Origin of the sequence: Fulvivirga sp., from assembly GCF_040220315.1 — a bacterium.
In the GTDB taxonomy this organism is placed as follows: Bacteria; Bacteroidota; Bacteroidia; order Cytophagales; family Cyclobacteriaceae; genus Fulvivirga.
Window position 1 is genome coordinate 1 of the sequence record NZ_JAVJUY010000227.1, and the last position, 12,001, is coordinate 12,001.

Sequence of the window (12,001 nt, forward strand, 5' to 3'; positions counted from 1 at the left end):
CAATGTGTGCGTTTATCCTTTACCAAGTCATCCCAAGAATAAGTATTAGGTTCCGATTTCATTAACCAATAGTTCATTTTTTCTGTTTATATATTGACAATTCGATTTTTTTAAATTTACATAAAATCAATTATCATGACAGTGGTCACTAAATTTGATTTTATTTACAACTAATCATTCCCCCAATAAAGGGGATTCATCATTTTAATGCATATACGAGAGCATTGTTTCTATGAACTTGAATAAAATTTTAATCATTCGCTTTTCTTCTATTGGAGATATAGTTTTAACTACACCGGTTATACGAAATTTAAAGACCCAGTTGCCGGATGCAGAAGTACATTATCTAACTAAAAAAAGCTACGAAGATATAATTAAGCATAATCCATATATCGATAAATATCATCTGTTATCAGATAGTTTAAGCGAAACCATTAATGAATTAAAGAAAGAAAAGTTCGACCTGATTATAGACCTACATAACAACCTTCGAACATTACTAATTAAGAAAAGACTGGGTATAAAAAGTTACTCTTTTGATAAGTTAAACCGTGCGAAATGGCTGATGGTGAACCTTAAGATTAACAAGCTTCCAAATAAGCATATTGTAGACCGGTACATGGCTACTTTAAAACCGCTTAACATAGCAATGGATACACTTGGGCTCGATTATTTTATCCCTGATAAAGATGTTGTACCAAAAGAATGGTTGCCTGAAACACACAGAAAAGAATATGTAGCCTATGCCATTGGAGCCCAGCATGGTACTAAAAAGTTACCACTCAAACGCATGATTGAGCTCTGCGATAAAATTAATAAGCCAATTATTTTACTTGGTGGAAAAGAAGATGCTATCGTTGGTGAAAGTATTGTGAAATTCTTTACCAAATCTGAAGTCTCCAAGCCCTTTGAAGAAGGGCTAACAAAATTGAATAAAAAGTCGATTATCTATAATGCCTGTGGTAAATACAATCTCAACCAATCTGCTTCTATAATTAAGCAGGCCAACTATGTTTTTACGCATGATACAGGTCTAATGCATATCGCAGCGGCCTTTAAGAAAGAAATATTTAGCATCTGGGGCAACACCATTCCATCATTTGGCATGTACCCCTACAGAACGAAATTTACTATTCTTGAAAACAACAAGATCGACTGCAGGCCTTGCTCAAAGATAGGGTATGAAAAATGCCCCAAAGGGCATTTTAAATGTATGAATAATATTGTCTTCGATTTTTATCTGCCTTAGTACGCTCGAACCAATTTACCAGACATATAATTAACAAATGCCTGATTTGCTACACGCATTCCTCCTGGTGTAGGGAAATTACCAGTAAAATACCAATCGCCTTTGTGGTTTGGACAAGCCTGGTGTAAATTTTCTACCGTCTGATAAATTACTTCTACTTCAGCCGTAGAATTCGCAGGTTTCACGATTTCGGCAATCTTGGCAGATATTTCTTCATATGTAAATTCATTAAATAACTCATTTACATAATTCACTTCTTCTTTATTCACCAATGCAGAAGCACATTTGTCACGCACCTCATCTAACTTGTAATCCATTCCACGTTCTTTCAAAAGCTGAACTACCGCTCTAAATGCAACAAATTCACTGATTTTAGACATGTCAATACCATAACAATCAGGGAAACGAATTTGAGGAGCTGATGATACTATGACGATCTTCTTTGGTTCCAGCCTGTTTAGCATGGTAAGAATACTTTTCTCCAGCGTAGTCCCACGCACAATTGAATCATCCAATATCACCAAAGTATCAATACCTTTTCTAATCACTTCATAGGTGGTGTCGTACACGTGCGCAACCATTTCGTCACGATGTGTATCATCGGTAATGAAAGTTCGAAGTTTAGCATCCTTAATAACAATTTTCTCCACCCTCGGTCTGAATGATAGAAAATCTTCCAGTTCACCCACATGCGGTTTGCCTTCGATAAAAACTTCTTTCTGCTTTTGCGATAAATAATCTTCCAACCCATGCATCATACCTAAAAAGGCCGTTTCAGCAGTATTAGGAATATAGGAGAAAACTGTATTCTTTAAATCAAAATTTATGGACTTAAGCACTTGCGGAACAAGCAACTTACCAAGTGCCTTGCGCTCGTTGTAAATGTCGGGATCAGTTCCTCTTGAAAAATAAATTCTTTCGAAACTGCATGAAGTTTTGGGTTTAGGATCAATGAATTGATGCTGACCATATTCTCCGTTTTTCTTTATTACTAACGCATGACCAGGTTCAATCTCCTTAATGTCTTGATAATCTATATCGAAGGCTGTTTTAATTGCTGGCTTTTCAGAAGCAACAACAATTACCTCATCGTCAGCATAATAGTAAGCAGGCCTGATTCCGGAAGGGTCACGCGCTACAAATGAATCTCCATGACCGACCATTCCGCCCATCACATAGCCTCCATCAAAATCTTTGCAAGCCCTTCTCAACACCTTCACAAGATCCAACTCACTCTCAATCAACCCTGTAATCTCTTTGTTGGAATATTTGTCCTTATACTTTCTGAAAATTTCGTTATTCTCTTCGTCAAGAAAATGGCCTATTTTTTCCATTACCGTAACCGTGTCCACCTTTTCCTTTGGGTGCTGACCGAGCTTTACCAATATATCAAAAAGCTCATCGACATTGGTCATGTTAAAATTACCAGCAACCACCAGGTTTCTACTTCGCCAGTTGTTTTGTCTTAAAAACGGATGGCAATTCTCAATACTATTTTTTCCATGGGTTCCATATCTTAAATGCCCTAACCACACTTCACCTGTAAAAGCACAATTCTCTTTTAGCCAGTTCTCATCATGATAGCCTTCATCCCCACCTTCTTTTCTTGCCTTACGATACTTACGGCCAATTTTCTCAAATATGTATTTGATAGGATCATGTTCTATTGAGCGATATCTGCTGATGTATCGTAAGCCCGGTTTTTGGTTTAATTTGATGTTAGCCACCCCAACGCCATCCTGGCCTCGGTTTCTTTGCTTTTCCATCAAAATATACATTTTGTTTACGGCATAGGTGGGTGATCCATATTTTTCTATGTAGTAGGCTAAAGGTTTTCTCAGCCTGATCATGGCTATACCACACTCGTGTTTAATTTGGTCGCTCATTGCCTCCGATTAAAATGCAAAGTTAATATTATTAATCCACCCCATCAACCAGTCGGGACGGAAGAACAATAATAATATTGCTACAACCAAAAGTGCAGTTAAATAATTCTCCAAACCAAATAATATTTGGCTGTTTTTTCCTGAACCCTCAGCCTCTTTGAATATCATAAAATAAGGCACCTTTAAATAGTAAAATAAGGAAACAACCGTATTAAGCAAGCCAAAGATAAGTAAGGTGAGTAGCCAGTTATTTTCTGATATGGAGTAAGAATCCCATAACGCTCCAAAAATTAAAAACTTACCAGTGAACCCTGCTGTTGGAGGCAAGCCTGTTAAAGACAAAAGTGCGACTAGCAGAAGTACTCCGGCAATCGGTTCTTTTTTAAATAAGCCTGAATAATCTTTCATTCCAACTGTTTGATAGCTTTTTTCAAAAAACTGAATCAAGGCAAAGACAGCCAAATTAGCCAATGCAAAAACGATTGCATAAAAGCTCAGACTGCTCAAACCTACTTCAGAAAAAGCAGCAACGGCTGCAAGTAAAAAGCCTGTTTGAGCTATCGAAGAATAGGCCATCATTCGCTTGAAATTCGATTGCCATAATGCTGAAAAATTACCTACAGTTATGGTTGCCAGGGCAATAGTGCTTATCATAACGGGCCAATTAATGGCAGATTGGCCAAAAAGGTTTAGCGCCAAAACTATCTTGATTAAAATGGCAATACCTGCTATTTTAGGTACCACCGAGAATAATGCAACAATGGGCGTGGGTGCCGCAGTGTACACATCTGGCGACCAAATATGAAATGGAACCGCTGCGATTTTGAATAAAATGCCTGCCAATACCAATATTGAAATAATGATTAGTGGCAGCGCTTTGGTAGCCAACAATGTGTCTACAAATTGCTGAGAGGTAAAGTCTAACGTGCCGGTAATGGCAAATAAAAGCGACAATCCATACAACATGACTGCTGCAGATGTAGCTCCAAAAAGTAAATATTTCAGTGCTGCTTCTGTTCCTTTTTTATCGAACGAAAAATAGGCCAAAATGTATGAGCTTATTGAAATTGTCTCAATACAGAAGTACACCATCAATAAGTTTGATGACATAATCAAGAAGTTTGAAGCCAGTAGAAGGGCAAGAATAAATATTAACGCCTCTGATCTTCTAAATTTTGAATTACTCGATATAAAAAGGAGTATGCAGAATAGGGCACTTACAGCTACCACGATTTTCCAGAATACAGCAGCTTTGCTCAAAAGCAGCATATTTTGAAATAGAAATTTTGTCGACCCCGGGCCACTAAAAGAAGTTACTAACAAATAAATTGAAATAAGTAGGCCAGTGACTGCAATAGATTCACTCAATCGTCTGTTAGATAAAAATAAATCGAATAGTAAAACAAGAATAATTGTTGCAGCCACAGCATATTCTGCCCCTAAAAACCCTAAGTCATTAATTAATGCTGATAATTTCTGACTTAACTCCTCCACCTACTTTATAATTGATTTGAGATTAACTAGACCCTGAGCAGATAAAAGGTCTATCCCTTGACTCACTGATTCGTTAATTAAATCGAATAAAAAGTGAGGAAAAATACCAAGTAATAGGGCTATCACAACAAGTGGCCAGAACATAAGATGTTCTCGTTTGGTAAGGTCGGTGAAGATGGTTCTATCATCACTCAGACGATAATAAAACGGGCCATAAAACATCCGCTGGATTGTCCATAGATAATAGGCCGCGGAAAGCACCAAAACTATAGAAGCAACGATCATCATCCACCCTGGTAGTAAAGGTGAAATAAAGCTTCCGATTAAAACGAAGATTTCTGCAATAAAGCCTGAAAATCCGGGTAAACCCATCGAGGCAAAAAAGAATATGACTACCATTACCGTGTACTTCGGCATTTTTTGAGCTAAGCCAGAATAATTTTCTATGAGCCTGTCATGCGTACGGTCAGACAATACTCCTGCAATTAGGAATAACCCTGCAGCAATAACACCATGGCTCACCATTTGATAAATGGCTCCTCCAAAACCCTCTGAAGATAAGGCTGAAATTCCCAACAGTACAAAACCCATATGCGACACTGATGAGTAAGCGATTAGCTTCTTCAAATCATTACTAGCTAAGGCATTCATGGCTCCATAAATAATTGAAATGACACCTAGCAGTCCTAACCACCAGCTAAAATGAATTAATCCATCAGGGAAAATAAAGATGCCTGCACGTATTAGTCCATAAGCGCCCACTTTTAATAAGACTCCGGCTAAGATTACAGAAATAGGCGTTGGAGCCTCAACGTGTGCATCGGGTAACCATGTGTGAAATGGTACTACCGGTATTTTTATCGCAAACCCAATGAATATCAATAAAAAGGCCACTAATCGTAAAGGAAGCCCGAGTAGCATTCTGGTTCCTTCTGTATCTAAAATTGACCCCGGAATTAGATTCGCTGGATCAGTCATGTAAATAAGGTTAAAAGTATGCACATGCATTGTGGAAGATATCTTTCCAAAATTGAGCATCTTATGAACTTGCGTCTCTACCTTCTCAGAATATTGATCAGCTGTTTCAATTAAGTCAACTTCAATAGCAGTTTTCACAGGATCAATGGTTGAGATATTGAGTGCAATAAGAACAATCAGAATTAAAATAGAACCAAATAAAGTGTATAAGAAGAATTTGATAGATGCATACTCTCGCCTCGGTCCGCCCCAGAGCCCAATAAGAAAATACATTGGCAGGAGCATGAACTCGAAAAAGAGATAAAATAGTAGAAAATCGAGTGCTACAAAGCATCCGATTATTGCACCATTTAATAGCAGAAATAGGGCAAAATACCCTTTATATCGATCAGTTATATTCCAAGAACTGATTGTAGCTATTACCATTACCAGAACTGACAGCAAAACCATAGACAAGCCCAACCCATCTATTCCTACAAAATAATCGGCACTTATTTTACCATAATTTGCTAGTGAGAATTCAAACCATTTTACTTTTTCTACATAAGAAAATGAGGTCATTCCATATTCTCCAGCCGTTTGACTAAAATTCAGGTAAAGGCCCATTGCAATGAGTAACTGCACACCAGCTACCAACAGCGTTATGTATTTCGTTAGTTTCTGGCTCAATGGACTAAATGCAACAATAGCACTCGCTAGAATTGGTAGGAATATTAATATGGATAGCAGTGCTCCGTTCATTTTAAATCACCAAAAATATAATAATTATCAAACCTAAAATAGCAAGCAGAATATAACTCTGAACTTTGCCGCCTTGTATTGATTTTGTAAGTATTCCGGTTCGGCCAACTACATACACTGAAGCCGACACGAAACCATCTACTATGTGCCTGTCTAACCAACCAATAACATGGGATAAAACAGCTGTACTTACCGCCATTAGGTGCACAACTCTATCTAAAACTTTAATTTCAATTTGTTTCAGAAATCTTGTTAGGGCCTTAAAAGGTGTGATTATTATGAATTGATAAATATCATCTAAATACCAGTTATTAAGCGATAGTGCTATGACAGCAGACCTATTTTTAGGAACTAATCGATCACGTTTATGACCGAGCAAAGCAACCCCTGCACCTACAGATATACAAATTAGAGAAAGCACACTCGTTAAAAGATGAGGTAATTCAGTCTGTGCGTACTTTCTTAGGTTAATGGAGTTTAAAATCCAGCTACTATCTACCGAAAATGGGTTATAAGACCATACAAAGCCTATTGAACCAACAGCAAGAGTGAGCAAGACAATTTTAAAAGTAACAGAAGACTCTTTAATGGCCTTTTCATTGGAGTTTCTACGAGTTCCAAAAAAGACAAGTGCCAACATTCTCACAACATAGAATGAAGTTAAAATAACTGACAAGAAACCTAACCCGGCAACTAACCAATACAAGCCACCCTGTGTACTGGCCGCATGCATTGAGCCAAGCAATATTGATTCTTTTGATAAAAACCCGGATGTAAATGGTATACCAATTAACGCCAGGCTAAAAACTAAATAAGCACTAAAAGTAACGGGCATGGCCGATTTGAGCTTGCCCATATTACGCATATCCTGTGCATCGACATCGTCTGATGGGTACGCTTTGTGTATAGCATAGATAATGGCACCAGCTCCCAGAAATAGCCCCGCTTTAAAAAAGGCATGCGTAAGCAAATGGAAAAAGGCAGCATCTGAAGCTCCAACACCTACGCCAATAATCATGTAACCTAATTGTGAAATTGTTGAAAAGGCCAGTACTTTTTTTATATCGTTCTGAAAAAGTGCGGCATAGGCTCCCATAAAAGCAGTAATTGCCCCAGTGACAGCTACTACCAACAAGGCATCGCTTGAAAGTAGAAAAGAGACCCTGATTATTAAATACACACCAGCCGCTACCATGGTTGCTGCATGAATTAAGGCAGAAACGGGCGTGGGGCCTTCCATAGCATCGGGCAGCCATACTTGCAATGGAAATTGCGCTGATTTACCCATAGCTCCTAAAAAGAGCATTAGTCCGCAGATTGAAATGAGGTTAACGGTAACTCCAGGCAAGGAGCTATTTAATGACTCCTGTATGACTAACAGATCAAACGATTGAAAATTAAACCATGCTATGGCCAAACCGATTACAAAACCAATATCCCCAATTCGGTTTACTATAAAAGCTTTCTTAGATGCCGCTGCGGCCGATTCTTTGTTAAACCAATAACCGATTAGCAAGTAAGAGCTGAGACCAACTAACTCCCAGAACATGAATATTATAAGAAGATTGCTGGTCACTAAAATTCCCAGCATTGAGAATGTAAATAGGCCCAATAAAGCAAAATACCTATTGCGGCCAGCATCATCTCTCATATAATCCACTGAAAACCAATGAACCAATGCTGAAATAAATGTAACCACAAATAACATTAGTCCCGAAATGCGGTCAACAAGCAAGGTAATTGTATAGCTGTTAGAGCCAATTGAAAACCAATTGAGATTAAATTTTAATGAACTATTCCAAGTTGAATACAGTAAAAAAAGTGCTATGAATGTTGAAGCAAAAAGTAGGGCTGAGCTCAAAATTGGCAACCTCTCATTTTTACTGAATGCCACATTCATACCCAGGGATAAAAGCGGCAAAGCCAACATAACCAGCAGCCAATAGCCATTGAAATCCCAATTAGTTATGAGTGTTGTTGTTTGCAATTCAGTCTTTCAGTTCGTTTACTTTATCGAGTTCAATGGTATTGTAATGGTGGTATATTTTAAGAACTAATGCCAAACCAACCGCTGCTTCTGCCGCGGCTATCACTATCACAAATAGCCCGAAAAATACGCCTTGCCCATTCGCACCACCCATAGCTATCAGATTAATATTAGATGCGTTGAGCATTAGTTCTATACCCATAAGCACGAAGATTGCGTTTTTGCGAGTAATAACAATTGCCAACCCTATAGAGAATAAAAATGCACTCACTATGAATAATTCAAGCATCATGCCGCGTCTTTTTTTGAGGCAATAACAGAGGCGCCAATTAACGCTATTAGAAGTAAGATACCGGCCAACTCGAACAAAATTAAATAATCAGTAAATAGCACCTGCCCTATCTTTTTAATTTGTAGAAGTGACCCGCCAATCATATCATTAGAAAAATTCATTTGTACAATAGCAAAGCAAAGCAGGCCAAACATGGATACAGAGACCAATGCGGCAATAAACTTATTATGACTCCCTGATCGAGGTGGTTCATTGCCTAATTTATTGGTGAGCATTACTCCAAATATGATTAAAACAATAATTCCGCCAACGTATATCATTATTTGGGTAACAGCAATAAACTCTGCGCCCATTACCAAATAAAGCAAAGCGATAGATATAAAAGTGAGTACCAATGCGAATGCAGCAAATAATAAATTGGAAGTAAACAGCACATAACAAGCTGAAAGTATGGCAATGGCTCCCAGGAAATATATCAACCAATCACTCATCATCTTTCTTTTTTCGTTTAATCATGGGCCTTGGCTTAAACTTTGGCTTTGGTTTATCAGGACCTTCAGTATTTTTTTTAACCACAGGTTTGGCTACTAACTTCTTTTTAACAGTAGTTTCTTCGTCAGATGTTTTAGACTTTTCATACTCCTCAATCTCCTTTTTCTTTTCAAGGATTTCTAGAGGGGTCATGGTTGCAAATTCATAGGTATGGTCTGCAACATCATACTCACTAAAATCGAATGATTTGGTCATGGTCAGGCATTCTGTAGGGCACACTGTTGTGCACAAACCACAAAAGCAGCACTTGCCCATATCTATATCAAATTTGGCGGCATAAATTCTTTTGGGTGTTCCATCAGAAGTGTGGCCAAATGTTTCTTTTGCTTTGATGGGCTCTATATCAATACAATCTACCGGACAAATTTTTGCGCACTTGTCACAAACAATACAATCATCAATTTCATTGTGTAATTTGTATCTACCATTATCGGGGATGGGTAAGCTTTCATGCGGATACTGCAATGTCATTATCCCCTCTTGCCTGGTAAAGTAATTGGCATCACTCACACTCATGGGTTTCACCGTTTTACGGGCTTCCTTAAAGTGTTTGATGGTAGTTTTTAAACCTTTTACCGAAGTAGTTAAAGCAGACTTGATGTTATCCCAGTATCCTGAGTTATTCATTGCGTTGATGCTTTAGATTAAAAAATTCAATCAGGCTAAGCTGACTGTAAACTTAAAGGTACTTCCTTTGCCTTGTTCACTTTCCACCCAAATATTTCCGCCCATACGCTCCACGAATTCTTTACAAAGTTTCAAGCCTAGCCCGGTACCTTTTTCATTGGCTGTACCTCTGGTAGTATAAAGCTCAGTTGTATTAAAAAGTTTATTCATTTGTTCAGGAGCCATACCAACTCCATCGTCATTAATCATTACTATTAACATATTTTTTGGCCCCTCTTCTGTACTTATTTCTACCCGACCGCCATCTTCAGTAAATTTAATAGAATTAGAAACAAGGTTTCTAATAATCAGATCGAGCATATTTTTATCAGCTTTAACTATCCGATCGGCTTCAACACTGTTCACAAAAATGATGTTTTTCTCGCCTATCTCTCTAAAGAAGGTAAAATTATCTTCTACCATTCCCTTGAGCTTGATGTTCTCGAGATTAATTTTAATCTCATTCATCTGCATCATCGCCCAGTCTAGAAGGGTATCGAGCAGTTTGCGAGTATTATCAAGCCTTAGTTTAAGTGCATGGCTTACCTCTTTTAATTCTTGCTGCGTCATATTTCCTTCGTCCAGAATATCAAGGATACCTACAAGGGCATTAATGGGCGATCGTAAATCATGAGAAACTATAGAGAAGAATTTGTCTTTCATTTCCAGCAAGCTGCTTAGCTCCTTACTTTTAGATTCAATTTCTCTTTGTTGAATAACAAGCAGATCGTTAACCTTCTTTCTACGTTGGTTATTCTTATATAAAGAAAATAAAAGTACTGCAGTGAATGCCAGAATCACAACAAGGATATTCCTTATAAATTCTTGGTTCTTTAATTCTGATATTTGTTGACGTTCCTTTTGGTTAAGTAGCTGAATTTCAATGTCCTTTTTTGCCGTTTCGTATTGAATTTGTACCTGGCTGAATTGCTCCTTTTTCTTTTCACTGAAAACGCTATCCTCTAACTCCTTATACTTTTTATAATACTCTAATGCCTTTGCCAGATTTTTTTCTGATTCGTATAGCTCTGACATGGATGCATAGCACCGTATTAAGGAACCATTATCACCAATTTCTTCTGCCATTTTCTGGCACTTTTCAAAGTATGCCTTCGCTCCAATTTCATCGCCCATTCGCTGACTAACGCTGCCTTTTCCATAAAATACCTCAACTATTCCATTTTTATTGCTTTGCTTTTCATAGATCTCCAAAGCGTTATCGTAGTGGATGAGTGCTTTCCTATATTGGCCATTTTTTTCAAAAGCCTTGGCCATATTGGCAATGATTTGTGGAGTTAGTACATCTTCCCGAAATTTAATGCTGACATCATATGCTTCGTTTAATACTGTCAATGCCTTCTCATAATTACCTTCTTCAATATCAATACGTGCTAAATCATTTTTTGAATAGGCAATACCGGCTGAATCACCACTTGCGATACTCACTTCCATAGATTCTTCGATATACTCTCTGGCACGATCGAGCTGGCCCATGGCAAAAAGCACTCTACCCATATTATAAGTCGTGATGGCTATTCGAAGTTTATCATCCTGTTTTTGTGCTTTTTCAAGGCTCTGCCTGTAATAGTTAAAGGCTTCATTGTATAAATCAAGATTTAAATAATCTTCTCCAACAGCATTTAACAGGTCTGATTGCTGAGTAGTTGCACCCAGTTTGCTGTAAATATTGAGTGCCTCAAGGTCATTTCTTAAAGCTTCGTTATGATTGCTTTGTACTGAATAAAATACACCGAGTGATTGCTTTGCAAATGCCAGGGAGATACTATCCTTTAATTTTAAGGCTAGGTCTGCGGCTTTTTTTGCAATATAAATGGCCGTATCAACATCACCCAATTCCGTTGAGTTGATAACCTCTAAGAGTAATACAAGTTTTACAGAATCATTTTTAGCTTCTCTGTATTCCTCTTCCAGTTCACTCATTTTAAGTGTGTCCTGTGCCATGGCAAAGGCAGGAAGTGTGATGATGAACAGTATGGTTGCTAATATTCTTCTCAAGACATCGAATTTATATCATTATAAGCCTCCAAACACTACAAGTTAATAAAAATATTAATGCAATGGGTGTTAGATATTTCCAACCAATGGTCATTAGCTGGTCTATTCTAACCCTGGGAAATGTCCAACGCACCCACATC

At 37.8% G+C, this 12,001-nt stretch carries 11 protein-coding genes; 1 reads left to right on the plus strand and 10 read right to left on the minus strand.

The window, feature by feature from the left end; translation table 11 throughout:
- Positions 1–77 (minus strand): EVE domain-containing protein (locus RLO81_RS10975; RefSeq protein ID WP_350111430.1); only part of this gene is annotated, 77 nt, incomplete at its 3' end.
- Between the two features lie 155 nt (positions 78–232).
- On the opposite strand from RLO81_RS10975, the gene RLO81_RS10980 reads away from it, so the two are divergent.
- Positions 233–1,249, plus strand: a complete 1,017-nt coding sequence (locus RLO81_RS10980) for a glycosyltransferase family 9 protein (protein WP_350111405.1) — start codon at positions 233–235, stop codon at positions 1,247–1,249.
- Here RLO81_RS10980 and RLO81_RS10985 read toward each other — a convergent pair.
- The 9 genes from RLO81_RS10985 to RLO81_RS11025 form a co-directional block, all read right to left on the minus strand.
- On the minus strand, positions 1,246–3,135 hold the full coding sequence (locus RLO81_RS10985) for an amidophosphoribosyltransferase (protein WP_350111408.1): 1,890 nt from the start codon (positions 3,133–3,135) through the stop codon (positions 1,246–1,248). The two genes, RLO81_RS10980 and RLO81_RS10985, sit on opposite strands and share 4 nt — an antisense overlap.
- Before the next feature lie 9 nt (positions 3,136–3,144).
- On the minus strand, positions 3,145–4,629 hold the full coding sequence (locus tag RLO81_RS10990) for an NADH-quinone oxidoreductase subunit N (protein ID WP_350111411.1): 1,485 nt from the start codon (positions 4,627–4,629) through the stop codon (positions 3,145–3,147).
- Positions 4,630–6,348, minus strand: a complete 1,719-nt coding sequence (locus RLO81_RS10995; protein WP_350111414.1) for a complex I subunit 4 family protein — start codon at positions 6,346–6,348, stop codon at positions 4,630–4,632.
- A 1-nt stretch (position 6,349) separates the two neighbouring features.
- Positions 6,350–8,335 (minus strand): NADH-quinone oxidoreductase subunit L, encoded by a 1,986-nt coding sequence (gene nuoL / locus RLO81_RS11000; protein ID WP_350111417.1) that lies wholly within the window; start codon positions 8,333–8,335, stop codon positions 6,350–6,352.
- 1 nt (position 8,336) lies between these two features.
- Complete coding sequence (gene nuoK, locus RLO81_RS11005) at positions 8,337–8,627, minus strand: NADH-quinone oxidoreductase subunit NuoK (RefSeq protein ID WP_350111420.1); 291 nt, start codon at positions 8,625–8,627, stop codon at positions 8,337–8,339.
- A complete protein-coding gene (locus RLO81_RS11010; protein WP_350111423.1) occupies positions 8,624–9,121 on the minus strand; it encodes an NADH-quinone oxidoreductase subunit J family protein in 498 nt (165 codons plus the stop codon). The genes nuoK and RLO81_RS11010 overlap by 4 nt, the downstream gene beginning before the upstream one ends.
- Positions 9,111–9,806, minus strand: coding sequence for a 4Fe-4S dicluster domain-containing protein (locus tag RLO81_RS11015; protein ID WP_350111425.1), 696 nt, complete (start codon positions 9,804–9,806; stop codon positions 9,111–9,113). The genes RLO81_RS11010 and RLO81_RS11015 overlap by 11 nt, the downstream gene beginning before the upstream one ends.
- Positions 9,807–9,836: 30 nt before the next feature.
- On the minus strand, positions 9,837–11,861 hold the full coding sequence (locus tag RLO81_RS11020) for a tetratricopeptide repeat-containing sensor histidine kinase (RefSeq protein WP_350111428.1): 2,025 nt from the start codon (positions 11,859–11,861) through the stop codon (positions 9,837–9,839).
- A 10-nt stretch (positions 11,862–11,871) separates the two neighbouring features.
- The coding region (locus RLO81_RS11025; protein ID WP_350111433.1) for an NADH-quinone oxidoreductase subunit H at positions 11,872–12,001 on the minus strand (130 nt) is incomplete at its 5' end.